We start from the raw sequence: 14,358 nt of genomic DNA, 5'->3' as shown, positions 1-14,358 counted from the left end.
TCCCGGAGGGCGTGTTGGACAATCTGGCCATCAAGGCGCGTGGCGTCGGCAAGGAGTACCTGTTGGGCACCCGCCACGCGGAAGATTTCCGTAGCGCTTTGACCCGGCTGGTCACCGCGCCGTGGCGTCTGCTGACGGGGCAACGCCCCTCGGAGGAGGCCTCGCGCCGCTTCTGGGCCCTGCAGGGGATCGATCTCGACATCCCTCCCGGAGAAGTGGTCGGGATCATCGGACGCAACGGCGCCGGCAAAAGCACCCTCCTCAAGGTCATCAGCCGCATCACCGAGCCCACCTGCGGTCGCATCGAAGTCCGGGGCCGTCTGGGAACCCTGCTGGAAGTGGGTACCGGTTTTCATCCGGAACTGACGGGCCGGGAGAACATCTTCCTGAACGGCGCCGTATTGGGCATGTCGCGTCGGGAGATTACCCGGAAGTTCGACGAAATCGTCGCCTTCTCCGAGGTGGAAACCTTTCTGGATACCCCGGTCAAACGCTACTCCAGCGGCATGTACGTGCGTCTGGCCTTCGCGGTGGCCGCCCACCTCGACCCGGAAATCCTCCTGGTGGACGAGGTTTTGGCGGTGGGGGACGCCCGTTTCCAGAAGAAGTGCCTGGGTCGCATGCAGGAGGTCAGTCAGGAAGGACGTACCGTCCTCTTCGTCAGCCACAGCATGTCCATGATTCTCTCCCTGTGCAGTCGCGCGGTGTTGTTGGAGCGGGGGCGTATCGTCGCCGACGGTCGTCCCGGCGACGTGGTGCTGAGTTACTACAAGAGTGACGACGGCCAGGGGGCCGCCAGTTGCGACTTCACCCGCCGGGAGCGCCCCGCCGGCAACGATACGGTGCGCCTGCTCCACGCCGCCGTGCGGGATGAAAATGGCGACATCGCCCCGGAGGTCGATATCGACAAACCCTTCACCGTCACCCTGACCTACGAGATACTGAAACATTCCCCCGGTCAACTCCATCCCAATATCCGCGTCAATCGCTCCGATGGCAGCATGGCCTTCTTTTCCATCTGCTCCGCCCCGCCTCCGAAGGAGCCGGGGGTGCATCGGGCGGTGTGCCATATTCCCGGCAACTTCTTCAACGACGGACCCTACTTCATCGATCTGGCCATCTCCTCTTTCCATTCCCTGATCCGGGATCACGTTCTGGAGTACGGGGCCCTGTGCCTTTCGGTGCGCGATCCGATCGAGGGTTGCCCGACCCGTTGCGGATACGCCGGCGAGATGCCGGGTAGTCTGCGCCCCCTGCTGCTGTGGCAGGTCGAAGCGGATCAGCGGGCATGAGCCTCCCGAACGCCATCCCCGCCGGCGGCGAATCGTCGGAGCGTATCGATTACCTGGACGGGGTGCGCGGCGTGGCCGCCTTGGTGGTCTTCTGCGACCACTATCTGGGGTTCTTCGGGTTTCCACAGATGACCCCGGCGCTGGTAAAAAAGATGTTTGTCTCCTCGCCGCTGCATATGGTGTGGGACGGGTTTGCGGCGGTTTCCCTGTTCTTCGTTTTGAGCGGGCTGGTGCTGACGCGCAAATATTTCGCCCGGCAGGAGCGTTTTTCAGCGGAGCGGTTCAGCCTGGCGGGATTTTACCTGGCCCGGGTGGTGCGCATCGGCGGCCCGTTTCTGGTGGTGCTGGCGCTCTCCTGGCTGGTGCGGCACTACCTGTTCGAGGTGCGGGAGCTGCCGATGTCGGTGTCGATCTGGTATCGGGGTTTGTGGCAGAAAGAGGTGGATCTGACCTCCTTCCTGTGGCAGGCCGCGCTGATTTTTCGCAGACCGCCGGAGGCCTTGCTCTTCCAGGATTGGTCGTTGCGTCTGGAGATGCACTTCTCTTTTCTGATTCCCTTCATGGTGCTGCTGGCTTTTCGTGGCACGGCCTGGCTGGTGGCCTTTTGCCTTGCCGGATTGGTGGCGGGGGTCTCCCCGGCCTTGCTGCACTTTACCCTGGGGGTGCTGTTGGCCAGACACTTCCAGCAGGTTCAGAGCCGCGTTCTCGCCATGCCGTCCCTGGTGCGCTGGTTCATGCTGGGGGTGGGGCTGCTGTTGTACAGCGGGCGCAACACCCTGGTGGGCGTGTGGTTCGAGAGGTTCTTCGAGGTGAGCGATTTCGTCACCAATCCGGTCATGCGGCTGGTCACCGGTTGCGGTGCGGCGCTGATTCTCGTTTCCGTGCTGGGTATGCCGGAGTTGCAGCGCTGGTTGGTCAGCCAGCCGGTGCGGTTTCTGGGGCGGGTTTCCTACGGCCTCTATCTGTGCCATGTCACCGTGCTGCTCGCTTTCACGCCCTGGCTGCTGCAGCGCCTGGTCGCAGCCGGGATGCCGGTTGACGGGGCGTGGTTGACCGGCTTCCTCATCTCCCTGCCGCTGACCCTGTGGCTGTCGGAATGGCTCTACCGCTGGGTCGAGCTGCCCTGCATCCGTCTGGGCAAAGCCGTCAATGGCGGGAAGATATTCTAAATTTTTTGACCTTCAATATTTTATCTTTTAAGTATCAAAAAAAGGAAATGTTCTGTCCTTTGACTTTTTGTAACTATTCAGACCCCTGCATGGTGCAGCATGATCGTGTCAACGGCGAAAGGAAAAGTCCCAGGGCGCTGCCCTGGACCCGTCGGGGGGGATAATCCCCCCCGAACCCCCGTATGACTGGACAGATGCCATGTCAGCCGGTTCACGGTTTCCAGAAGCGGGGCAGAAAGAGCATGATCAGGGTGAAGATCTCCAGTCGGCCCAGCACCATCAGGAAGGAGAGCAGCACCTTGCCGATGTCGTGAACGGCGGAGAAGTTGTCCATGGGGCCGACGGAGCCTATGCCGGGGCCGACGTTGGAAAAGGCGGTGAGGGCGGCGGAGTAGGCGCTGCCGGGGTCCATGCCCAGTCCGACCAGAATGATGGTGCCGATGACCACGGCGGCGGCGGCGGCGGAGACCAGGGCCACTGTCGACTCGACGATGTCGAAGGGGACTTCCTTGTCGTTGAGTTTGACCACCACCACCCGTTCCGGCATCAACAGACGGTTGACCACGGCGGAGAAGATGCGCACGATGATGACCAGGCGCACCACCTTGATGCCGCCCGCCGTGGAGCCGGCCATGGAACCGGGGATCATGATGCCCACCAGCACCAGTTGGGCGAAGAGGGGCCAGGTCTCCCAGTCGGTACTGGCGTACCCGGTGGTGGTGATGATGGTGACCACCTGGAAGAAGCCCTGACGCAAGGCGGTTTCGAGGTCGCGTTCCGCCGTGAGGGGATAGGCCACCCAGGAGCAGAAGAGCCCCACCACCAGGATGATGGCCAGGTACCAGCGCAGTTCGTCATCCTTGAAGATGGAACCGTCTCCCCTGAGGAGCAGGCGGTAGTGCAGCACGAAGTTGGCGCCTGCGGCGGCCATGAAGAAGGTGGCCCACCATTGCGCTGCCGGAGAGAAGGCGGCCATGCTGGCGTTGCGGGTGGAAAAGCCGCCGGTGGCCATGGAAGAGAAGGCGTGGTTCACCCCGTCGAGCCAGGTCATGCCGGAAAGATGGTAGGCGATGACGCAGAGCACGGTGAGAAAAAGGTAGATGCCCCAGAGCAGGCGGGCGGTGGAGGCCACCCGTGGCACCAGTTTGTCCTTGCTGGGACCGGGCACTTCCGCCTTCATGATCTGGATGCCGCCGGCCCCGAGGAAGGGCAGAATGGCGGTGGCCAGCAGCAGCATGCCCATGCCCCCCAGCCATTGGGTGGTGGAGCGCCACAGCAGCAGGGACTGGGGCCAGGCTTCGATATCGGTCAGCACCGAGCTGCCGGTGGTGGTGAAGCCGGAGGTCGATTCGAAAATGGCGTCGATCCAGCCCAGCTTGTCGGCGAAGATGTAGGGCAGGGCCCCGAGAAAGATGGTGTTGGCCCAGCCGAGGGCCACGGAAAGCACCCCGTCCCGGGCGGAGAGGTCGACGCGGGCGCGTAAGGTGAGGAGATAGGTCAGAGCCATCCCCGTGGCGAAGGCGATGGAGAGCAGATGATAATGGCTCGGCTCCCCGCGAGCATAGGCCAGCATCAGGGAGGGGAGCTGAAAGACCGCCAGCATGGCCGCGATGACCGCCTGAATGCGGATGTTCATGAGGAGGTTCATGCCGTTGGCCTTTCGGAGGGCGGATTACCGTTTGGGGGCGATCAACTCGTCCAGGGTGGAGAGGGATTTCAGCATGGGGGTGGCCAGCAACACCCTGTCCCCGGCATGCAGCACCATGTCGCCGTCGGGCACCACGGCGCGGTTGTTGTGGATGGCGGCGGCGATGAGGACTCCCGGCGGGAAGCTGGCTTGTCGCACGGCGATGCCGTCCAGGTGGGAGCGGGGCTCCACCTCGGCCAGCAGCAGGTTGATCTGTCCGTCGAGGAGCATGGCGGAATCGAGGATGCGGCCCATGCGCACATAGCGCAGAATGGCGCCCACGGCGGAGATGCGCGGACTCAGAACCGCGTCGACCCCCAGGGAGGGGGCCATGGCCAGATAGGCTTCGTTGTCCATCATGGTGATGGCCCGCACCGAGCCGAGTTTGCGGGAGAGCATGGAGACCAGGAAATTGACCTCCTGGGAGGTGGTGACCGAGAGGAAGATGGTGTCTTCGTCGATGATGCGTTGCAACAGGGCGGCGTCGGCCACATCGCCGTGCAGGACGACGGTGTGTTTCATCAGTCCGGCCAGCTCACGGCAGCGGTTGAAGTCGGGTTCGAGCAGCACGGGTTTGTGACCGCGATGTTCCAGTTCCCGGGCGATGGATTCCCCGATGGGGCTGCCGCCGGCCAGGACGAATTTGGGATTGTGGCGATAGGTTTTGCCGAAGAGGGAGAGCAGGGCGTCCATGTCGACGGCGGCCAGCACGGTGACGAAGACCCGGTCGCCGAGTTGCAGAACGCTGCTCCCCTTGGGGGTGAAGACCTGGCCGTCGCGGTCCGCCGCCACCACCAGGATGCGCCGGTCGTAGTTGGGCATGACCTCCCTGAGGGGCTTGCCGATCAGGGGGGAGCCCTCTTCCAGGCGGAACCCGGCCACGCGGATCTCGCCGTCGGCGAATTCGGCCACATCGAAGGCCTGCTGCACCTCCAGGATGGCCATGGCCTTGTCGATGACCGAGTGTTCCGGGGAGATGATGACGGTGTCGGCCAGGTTGGCCGATTTCCACAGCAGTTTGTTGTTGAGGTACTCTTCCCCCTTGACCCGCAGGATGATGCGGGCGCTCGGATTGAGGGAACGGGCGATGAGGGTGAGGATGATGTTGGTCTTGTCGAGGTTGGTGACCACCAGGATCAGATCGGCCCGGGACACGCCGGCCTCCTGAAGGGTTTCCGGGTCTTCCGCCGAGCCCTGGACGATCTGCACGTCGTAGCGTTCCCGCAGTTTGCGCACGGTTTCGGGGTTGGATTCGATGAACCAGACATCGTGCCCCTGATCGGCGATGTGTCGTCCCAGCGCGGCCCCCACAAGTCCCGCGCCAAAGATGACGACGTGCATGACCTCGGTTTGCATGGCAATCTCCCGAAGGACGGAGGGCGCCGAAAAAAGGAGAGCAAATGGACAGCACTTGATTGTGCAGTGCAAATTGTGACAAATCTGGCGGGGGACGCAAGGGAGATATTTATAAAAACCTTACAAGATGTTGGGATGTGTTGACATCTTCCTGACATTCCAGGCCGAAGAGGGAGCTTTTATGGGGACCAGCCCGTTTACCACGCTGTTTGGCAAGTCGCCGTGCAAACCGTTGCGCCACCATATGCAGACGGTGATTGCCTGCGCTCGTCTGGTGCCGGAGCTTCTGGAGGCGATGAAGAACCGGGATACGGCGCGGTGCGGTGAATTGGTGGCCCGCATCGATGCCTTGGAGGCGGAGGCCGACTCGCTGGAAAACGAGATGCGCAACCGGCTGCACAAGAGCGTCTTCATGCCGGTGGATCGTCGGGATCTCCTGGAGATCTGGGAACTTCAGGACGATATCGCCGACAAGTCCCAGGAGATTGCCGGATTCATCCTGGTGCGGGAGATGGAGATGCTGCCGGTGATGGCCGACTCCCTCATCGCCCTGGCCAACAAGGGGGTTGCCGCCTGCGAGCAGGTGTTCGACATCCAGGGCGAGATGGAACAGCTGGTGGAGATGGGCTTCGGAGGGCGGGAGTCGAAGGATGTGATGGAGCGGGTGGCCCGTTTGAGCCAAACCGAAAAGGAGGCCGCCGCCATGGTGCGCGATCTGGCGCGGGATCTCTTTCTGCACGAGGATGATCATAAACCCACCACGGTGGTCTTCTGGTACCACCTGTTGCGATGGATCGGCGATCTGGCCGATCTAGCGGCCAAAATCGGGGTGCGACTGCGGCTGCTGCGCTGAGGTGCACAGGGGTGTTCGGGGGGATGATACCCCCGCTGCCCCATATGCGCGGAAAAACCAGGCATCCCGAGATTGCCACGGTTTAAACCTGTCCAATTTTCTCAGCCGAGTGCATAATGCACTCCGGCTTGCCGCAGCTCATTTGCGTTTTTCCATGCAAGGCCCTGGCAGGCTTCTCTCATCCGGTGTGCCGGTCGCGCGCCTCCGGATGGGTTGTCCCGACTCGATTCCCCAAACGTTCGTCAATTGCCTGCATACCGGGTTTGTCGTTTCGACGGCAAACGATTGGCTGTTTCTTTAGCGAGAGAGAGAGGCTTGCCATGAGTGGAATGATGATCAGTACCGATGGAGAGACTCGAAAGGGCAGCGAACGCACGCAGATTGAGATGTTTGCTCAAACCATTAGCCGATTATATAATAAACAATCCTTTACTCCATTACAAAAGATTCTTGGCAAGACGCTCCCGGCGGATATGGCTCAGATTCTGGACCACTTTCCCGAGGATGATGCGGCCAAAATCTTCTATCTGATTCCAGCCTCAGCCACGGCCGCTTCCGTACTCAAAGAGGTGAGCGTCTCCCTGCAGAACGAGATTCTGAAGGACGGGGAGATGCAAAAAATCATTCCCATTCTGGAAAAGATGGCGCCGGATGCCCGCACCGATCTGTTCGGCCATCTGGATGCCGAGCTGGCTCAACGCCTGTTGGAGAGCCTCAACAAGGAGGCCCAGAAGGACGTGGAGAACCTGCTGCAGTATCATCCCGATACGGCGGGCGGGTTGATGACGACGCAGTTTTTCGCCCTGAACGAAGCCACGACCGTGCAAAATGCCATCGAGTCGGTGCGCAATCTGCCGACCTACGAGATGGTATTCTATCTGTATGTGGTGGACGGGGAGGGGCGGTTGTCGGGAGTGAGTTCGTTGCGGCAGCTGCTGCTGGCCAAGCCCGAATATACCCTGGCGCAGATGATGAACCGGCGGGTGGTCAAGGTGCGCACCAGCTCACCCCAGGACGAGGTGGCGGAAATCGCCCGGCGATACCGGCTGCTGGCCGTGCCGGTCGTGGATGAACAGGGGGTTCTGGTCGGGCTGGTGACGGTGGATGATGTGATCGGGGTTTTGGAGCAGGAGGTGACCGACGAGGTGTTGAAGCACGCCGGGACCAGCAGTTCGGAAATCCTGGCCACCTCGGCCTTCAAGATTTTCCGCATCCGGCTGCCCTGGCTGATCGCCGCCTTCGTGGGGGGGCTGGGGGCCAGTCTGGTGATCAACTCTTTCGAGACCACCTTGAGCAAGGTGTTGGCCTTGGGGGCCTTTCTGCCGATTATTCTGGGCATGGCCGGCAATGTGGGCAATGTAGCGGCCACGGTGGCGGTGCGGGGGTTGGCCACGGGTGCGGTGAAACTCAATCAGCTATTGCCTTTGCTGCTCAAGGAGCTGCGGGTGGGGTTGTTGTTGGGAGGGTTTTACGGGGTCTTGCTGGGTGTGATTGCTTATGTGTTTTATCGCGACTTGGCATTGAGTCAGACGCTGGTGGCGACCATACTGCTCAATATGACCATGGCGGCCATGTTGGCGGCGAGTCTGCCGTTGTTTTTCCAGAGGATCGGCGCCGACCCGGCGGTGGCTTCGGGGCCGTTTGTCCTGACGGCGATCGACCTCCTGGGCGTTGGCACCTACTTCCTGGTGGCCAACGCGCTGTACGGGCTGTAGTTAAATTAATACGGGGGTCCGGGGGGGATTATCCCCCCTGGCGGGGTCTGGGGCGGAGCCCCAGGGTTTTAGCCGTTGACGTGGCGGGTCGAAGCCAAAGGGTGAAATTCCCAACGTCGCACCGCTGCCGAACCCCGTCACCACTTCGACCCGCCTGGAGGGGGTTAGGGGAGGGCCTCATCCTCCCCATCCTTGAACGCCCCACCAGGACAAAGCCGGGGCTGTTCGGAGAGGGGAGGTTCCTTTTTTCTGAAAGTCCAAACCGGGGATGAGTTGGCGTGTTTCAAAAGGATGGGGAGGATGAGTCCCTCCCCGTGCCCTCTCCGGCGGGTCGAAGTGTTCAACAGGATTGTGCGGTGGGCCGGGTTGGTGCGCTTTCTTTCAGGGCTTCGACCCGCCAAAGGCCAGGTCAACACCTCGGGGCGCGGCCCCGAACCCTGCCGGGGGGGATAATCCCCCCCCGGACCCCCGTATTCATTATTTGACCACCAGGACGGGACAGTGCGCCTGCCCGATCAGCTTGATCAGCGAGCTGGGGTGAAAGAGCTTCTCCAGCAGGGAGCGGTCATCAAAATAGTCACACACCAACAAATCTGCCGAACGCTGCCGGGCCAGATCCATGGCGGTTTCATCAAAGGCTCCCGCCTGCAGAACCCCCGCAGCGGCCAGACCCATTTTTTCCGCCTCTTCCACCTGAATGGCCAGCAGTCGATTGGCCTCCTCCCGAGCCGCATCCTCCGCATCCTCGTCAATCACCATCAAACATGTCATGGGCACCACGGCATGTATCGCCATGCGGGCTGCGGCACGCGGCGCGGCGGACTCGGAAGCCGTGGTGACGGCCAACACCCCGTTGCTCCAGATGGAAACCAGACGCGGCACCACCAGAACCGGACAGACCGCCTCCTCCAGAATGGTGGTGGTGGCCTCACCCACCTTGTGACGCGCCAAACCTCGCCGTCCCCGCCGCCCGACCACGATCAACTCGGTCTCCGTCTCGGCAGCCACCTCCAGAATACCCTTGGCCGGATCCGTCGCCGAACGGGTCAGCGGTGTGAAGGGAATATGATGCGCGGCGCAGCTCTCCTGAAGCAGCTCCATCTGCCGGGCAATCTCCTCCGCTTCCAGAAGGGCGTCGTCCGTTCCGCTCGGAGACATGAGCAGGCGCAAAGCATAAACATGCGAACCATGCTGCCTGGCCATGTCGATGGCCACCCGCTCCGTGCCTCGACTGTACTCGGAACCGTCTGTGGTCAGCAGCAGGGACTTGACCGGGCCGGCGTTCGACGACGTGATGTGACCCATGGTTCGACAACCTCTCAGGCAATTGGCGTTTCACGAAGAAATAGGAAAATTGTGAGCTTTTGGCGGCAGGAGTTCAAGGCAAATTGCAATGTGCATAATGCACATGTAAATCACCGCCCTTTCCCACTTGCGAATGGGAAAAATAGCCGCCATAGTCCCACTTTTTTTGCCTTGACTTGGATGAATCCGATATCGCATGATCGGGAAATTGCAACCTACAACACTGCCGTGGTCGAACAATGGCAGTTTGCAACGTGCAGGTTGCCACCTTCAACCGGAGGATATATGGACACTCACAGTCATTGTTCTGGTGCGGCGTGAGCCGGTGAGACCGTTCCGAGGGCCGTTCCGACCCCCGCTATCCTTCCCACCGAATCGCTCTCCCGCCCGGGACCTTCCCGCAGGCGCGGCTCCAGCCGCTACCCCCTGGGGATAATCTGTCGTTGGCCGTTCCAGTCGTATTCCTGTCTTGCCCAAGGTTGCTTTGAGGCCGTAGCGATCCTTTGCGATCCGATGGGGTTTCTGTCGCAACCTCCCGGCCGGATTTCCGTTTCGATGACTGCCCCATGGAGTCCCCTCCGGGCAGGGCATCGTCCGGGCCGTGGCCGTATTGGGAACGTGGCCATTCTTAATTGTTTTCAAGGGGACAAACCTCTCATCACAAAACAGGTGTCGTGAGAATGCAAGTCGATATCGAAACCGGGAAGTCCGCCGATTCCGCCATTCCGTCCAAGTATGCCGAAGCCATTCACCGCCTCTATCAGATGGGATCCCAGGCCCGATTGGCCCGGGTCGTGGGCAAGCTGCTGCCCGCAGACGTGGCCCAGGTCATCAACTCCTCCAACAGCCTCGAAGAGGCCATGGATCTCTTCGAACTGATCCAGAGCCCCATGCAGGCGGGCTTGACCCTCAAGGAGCTGACGGACGATTTTCAGGTCCATATCGTTTCCAGTTGCTCCCAGGATCGGGCCGTGGCCATTCTGGAAAGCCTGGCTCCGGACACCCGCAGCCATCTCATCGGCAAGTTGAGCCATGAGGTTGGCGACCGGCTGATGAATGCCCTCTCCCAGGAGATCCGCAAGGAGATCCAGGATCTGTTGCAGTACCTGCCCAACACCGCGGGCAGTCTGATGACCTCCCGGTTTTTCGCCCTGGAGGAGGGCATTACCGCCCGGGCCGCCATTCAGACGGTGCGCAGTCTGCCGTTCCACGAGTTCGTATTTTACGTCTATGTCCTGGACGAGGAGCAGCGCCTGACCGGCGTGACCTCGTTGCGGCAACTGCTGCTCTCTCCGGCGGAGAAACCCCTTCGGGAGATCATGGATCCCCGGGTGATGTCGGTGAACGTCTCCGCCACTCAGGAGGAGGCGGCCAATCTGATCAGCAGCAGCCGTCTGCTGGCCCTGCCCGTGGTCAATGATCAGGGGGTGCTGCGGGGCATCATCACCGTGGACGATCTGATCCATGTGATTCAGGACGTTCACACCCAGTCGATGTTGAAAGCCAGCGGTGTGGACGCTGACTCCAACCTCAGCATCATGGCCCAATCCTTCATCAAGGTGGCCAAGGGGCGTATTCCCTGGCTGGTGGGGCCGTTTCTGGGAGGATTGGTGGCGGCCTATATCCTGGGCAAATACGAGGCCACCATGGCGGCGGTGATTCAGTTGAGTTTCTTCATGCCCATGATCTTCGGCATGGCGGGTAATGTCGGCAGTCAGACGGCGACCGTCGCGGTGCGCGGTTTGGCTACCGGGGCCATTCAGGTCAGTGATTTCCTGAAACTGCTCACCAAGGAGACCCTGTCCGGCCTGTTGATCGGTTCGTTTTACGGCATTGCCTTATCCACCTACGCCATCGTGGTGTTTCACAGCACCACGCTGGCTTTCGTGGTGGGAATCAGCATTCTGTCGAACATCGTCTATTCGGGTGTCATCGCCGCTTCGCTGCCCCTGCTGCTGCAACGCCTGGGGCATGATCCCGCCGTCGGGGGCGGTCCTTACGTGTTGACCACGGTGGATGTGCTGGGGGTGATCAACTACCTGATCATCGCCACCCTGGTTTATGGCCTTTGAGAGCGGACGATACAGCCATGAGCATGATGATACTGGAAGACGAGAAGAAAGCCGATCAGCCGACCACCAACTCGCGCATCGTCGATGCGGTCAACCGCCTCTATCGCAAAGGCTCCACCTTTCATCTGACCCAACTGCTGGGCAAGTTGAAGCCGTTGGAGCTGGCCCAGGTTCTGAACGACTTTCCCGAACACAAGTCCAACGCGCTGTTCGCCCTGGTCAAGGCTCCGGAGCTGGCGGCGCGGGTGCTGATGCTGGTTACGGATGGGCTGCGCAACCATCTGCTGACCCATTGTGAGCTGGAAAAGGCTCTCGCGGTCATGGAGAACCTGTCGCGGGACGAGCGCAACCGGTGCATCAGCGGCATGGACGAGGAGTCGGCCAAGCGCCTGATGGAGGCCATGCGCCAGGAGCCTCAGGAGGAGGGCGAGGATCTGCTGCAGTACAAGCAGGGCACCGCCGGCTCCCTGATGACCACCAGCATCTTCGCCTTGCCGGAGATGACCACCGCCGCCGAGGCCATCGACGCCATTCAGGATCTTTCGGACCACGATTCGGTCTTTTATCTCTATATGGTGGACGATCTGAAACGGCTGACCGGGGTTTGCTCCATTCGCAAGCTGATTCTCTCCGATCCGCACAAGCCTCTGAAGGAGTTCGCCCAGTCGCGTCTGATCAAGGTCCACATTGACACCCCCCAGGGGGAGGTGGCCAATCAGGTTTCCAAATACCGTCTGCTGGCGGTGCCGGTGGTGGATGACGACGGGGTGTTGATCGGGCAGATTGCCATCGACGATCTGGTGCATGTCATTCAGGAGGAGCACACCGAGTCGTTGATGAAGATGGCGGGTGTGGACAAGAAGGCTTCCGATGTCATGTCCCAGACCCCGTTGCAGATATTCAAGACCCGGGTGCCCTGGCTGGTGACGGCGTTCATTGCCTATCTGCTGGTTTCGGCCATTCTGGGCGGATTCGAGGAGACCCTGGAGAAGGTGGTGCAGTTGTCCTTCTTCTTCCCCATCGTCATCGGCATGGCGGGCAACGCCGGTTCGCAGACCGGTGCGGTGGTGGTGCGGGGTCTGGCGCTGGGGCTGGTGAATCCGAGTCACTATTTCAAGCTGCTGGCCAAGGAGTTGGGGGCCAATGTGGTTCAGGGCAGCGTCTACGGATTTGCCCTGGCGGTGGCGGCCTATCTCATCTTCCAGAACGTGCAACTCTCCATGGTGGTGGGGCCGGCGTTGGTGGCCAACATCACCGCCTCGTCGTTCATCGCCCTGTCGCTGCCCTTCTTCTTCAAACGGCTGGGGGCCGATCCGGCGGTGGCGGCGGGTCCGCTGGCCCTGGCCTTCATCGATCTGGTGGGTTCGACCAACTATCTGGTCATCGCTTTTCTGGTCTACGGGTTTTAGGAACGGGCAGCCGGGGGGAGATCCCCGGCGGCTGCCTTTCAATATTTGTCTTTAAGTATCAAAAAAAGGAAATGTTCTGTTCTTTGACGTGTCTTTTCCTGAATAAAGATAAAATCACATTAAGCGGCATGATCGCCTCAACGGCGAAAGGAAGAGTCCCAGGGGTGCCCCCTGGACCCCATAGGGTTGGACGTCAACAGCAAAAGTCCCAGGGCGCTGCCCTGGACCCGTCGGGGGGGATAATCCCCCCCGAACCCCCGTATACCTGAACAGATAGGGATAAACGGGGAGTGGGTTCAGTCCGTGCGGACCAAACGAAAGCCGATGTCGGTATCTTTGAGATGGGGGGCCAGGGCGTCGCGGCAGCTGGAGCGGGCGAAAGCGGAGCCGTGGCACCAGGAGCCGCCGCGCAGCACCTTTTTGCCGGTCCACCAGTGGCCGCAGGGGCGGTTGCCGTGCTGGGCGGCGGGTTTGGCGTACCAGCCGGCGTCGAACCAGTCGGCGCACCAGTTCCACACGTTACCGTGCATGTCGTAGAGGCCGAAGGCGTTTGGCGCGAAGGATCCCACCGGCGTGGTGGCGTTGCGAAACAGACCGGGGGTGTCATGGATGTTGGCTTGTTGCGAGGTAAGCGACTCCCCGAAGGCGAAAGGCGTGCGGCTGCCGGCACGGCAGGCGTACTCCCACTCCGCTTCCGTGGGCAGGCGAAAGGCCTTGCGTCCGGTTTGCCGGTTCAGCCGCTTGATGAACTCCTGGACCTCCTTCCAGGAGCAGTTCTCCACCGGATAGTCGCCGCCCTTGGCAAAGCCGCTACGGTTTTCCATGCCCATGGCCTGCCATTGGGCCTGGGTGACGGGATGTCGCCCCAGATGAAAGCCATCGAGGCTGACCGCGTGCCGTGGTCCTTCATGGCGAAAGTGGCGGGCGAATTTCCGCTCTCCCAAGGTTTCCAACAGGATATCGCTCTCCGACTCGGTAGCCCCCATGAGAAAAGTCCCCGCCGGAATGGCCACGAAGGCCATGCCGGTGAGGGGCTCTTCCCAGGTTTGCCACGGAGGGGAGGGGTCGACCCGTTTGAGCCGTTTGAAGGCGAGAAAGTCGAGGATTTCCGCCCCGGTTTCGGGGTGGAGCGCCTCTCTCGTCAAGGGCAGGGTCAGTTCCATGGTCTGTTTCCCCAGTCGTAATTATTCAGAACCTGCATAACACGGCGCGATGGTATCAACCGCGAAAGGAAAAGTCCCAGGGGTGCCCCCTGGACCCCATGGGGTCGGTACGTCAACAACGAAAGGAATAGTCCCAGGGCGCTGCCCTGGACCCGTCGGGGGGGATAATCCCCCCCGAACCCTGGTATACGCGGACAGATATACCCCTGGTCTTTTCAAGCGGCCCGCAGGCTGACCGGGGCCGAGGGAGCGGCCTGCTCCCGGCGATGCTCGCGCATGCCTTTGATGATGGCCCCCAGCACGATGCCCGCGCCGAGAACCAGGGCCAGCAGCATGA

The 14,358-nt window shown here is 61.2% G+C and carries 10 protein-coding genes; 6 read left to right on the top strand and 4 right to left on the bottom strand.

Annotated elements, in window-relative coordinates; all coding sequences use genetic code 11:
- Nucleotides 1–11 precede the first annotated feature (11 nt).
- Together HQL56_04035 and HQL56_04030 are read left to right on the top strand one after the other, a co-directional pair.
- Nucleotides 12–1,292, top strand: a complete 1,281-nt coding sequence (locus tag HQL56_04035) for an ABC transporter ATP-binding protein (GenBank protein MBF0308680.1) — start codon at nucleotides 12–14, stop codon at nucleotides 1,290–1,292.
- Complete coding sequence (locus HQL56_04030) at nucleotides 1,289–2,461, top strand: acyltransferase (protein ID MBF0308679.1); 1,173 nt, start codon at nucleotides 1,289–1,291, stop codon at nucleotides 2,459–2,461. Before HQL56_04035 ends, HQL56_04030 begins: the two co-directional genes overlap by 4 nt.
- A gap of 211 nt (nucleotides 2,462–2,672) precedes the next feature.
- Here HQL56_04030 and HQL56_04025 read toward each other — a convergent pair whose 3' ends face one another.
- A complete protein-coding gene (locus tag HQL56_04025) occupies nucleotides 2,673–4,109 on the bottom strand; it encodes a TrkH family potassium uptake protein (GenBank protein MBF0308678.1) in 1,437 nt (478 codons plus the stop codon).
- A gap of 24 nt (nucleotides 4,110–4,133) precedes the next feature.
- Complete coding sequence (trkA, locus tag HQL56_04020) at nucleotides 4,134–5,504, bottom strand: Trk system potassium transporter TrkA (GenBank protein MBF0308677.1); 1,371 nt, start codon at nucleotides 5,502–5,504, stop codon at nucleotides 4,134–4,136.
- Nucleotides 5,505–5,685: 181 nt separating this feature from the next.
- Between trkA and HQL56_04015 the strand changes: the two genes are divergently transcribed.
- On the top strand, nucleotides 5,686–6,357 hold the full coding sequence (locus HQL56_04015) for a TIGR00153 family protein (protein MBF0308676.1): 672 nt from the start codon (nucleotides 5,686–5,688) through the stop codon (nucleotides 6,355–6,357).
- Nucleotides 6,358–6,677: 320 nt separating this feature from the next.
- Nucleotides 6,678–8,072, top strand: coding sequence for a magnesium transporter (gene mgtE / locus HQL56_04010; protein MBF0308675.1), 1,395 nt, complete (start codon nucleotides 6,678–6,680; stop codon nucleotides 8,070–8,072).
- A 477-nt stretch (nucleotides 8,073–8,549) separates the two neighbouring features.
- Here mgtE (HQL56_04010) and HQL56_04005 read toward each other — a convergent pair whose 3' ends face one another.
- Nucleotides 8,550–9,377: a universal stress protein gene (locus HQL56_04005; protein MBF0308674.1), complete on the bottom strand. Its 828-nt coding sequence runs from the start codon at nucleotides 9,375–9,377 to the stop codon at nucleotides 8,550–8,552.
- Nucleotides 9,378–10,057: 680 nt separating this feature from the next.
- Between HQL56_04005 and mgtE (HQL56_04000) the strand changes: the two genes are divergently transcribed.
- Complete coding sequence (mgtE, locus tag HQL56_04000; GenBank protein ID MBF0308673.1) at nucleotides 10,058–11,449, top strand: magnesium transporter; 1,392 nt, start codon at nucleotides 10,058–10,060, stop codon at nucleotides 11,447–11,449.
- A gap of 17 nt (nucleotides 11,450–11,466) precedes the next feature.
- The gene (gene mgtE, locus HQL56_03995; protein ID MBF0308672.1) at nucleotides 11,467–12,858 is read left to right on the top strand and encodes a magnesium transporter; all 1,392 of its coding nucleotides are present in this window, start codon (nucleotides 11,467–11,469) and stop codon (nucleotides 12,856–12,858) included.
- A 296-nt stretch (nucleotides 12,859–13,154) separates the two neighbouring features.
- Here mgtE (HQL56_03995) and HQL56_03990 read toward each other — a convergent pair whose 3' ends face one another.
- Complete coding sequence (locus tag HQL56_03990) at nucleotides 13,155–14,021, bottom strand: formylglycine-generating enzyme family protein (GenBank protein MBF0308671.1); 867 nt, start codon at nucleotides 14,019–14,021, stop codon at nucleotides 13,155–13,157.
- Between the last annotated feature and the right edge of the window lie 337 nt (nucleotides 14,022–14,358).

The sequence above is a fragment of the Magnetococcales bacterium genome (assembly GCA_015231925.1).
Lineage (GTDB): Bacteria > Pseudomonadota > Magnetococcia > Magnetococcales > JADGAQ01 > JADGAQ01.
The sequence above is the reverse complement of the archived record's forward strand: the minus strand, read 5'-3'. Positions and strand labels throughout refer to the sequence as shown.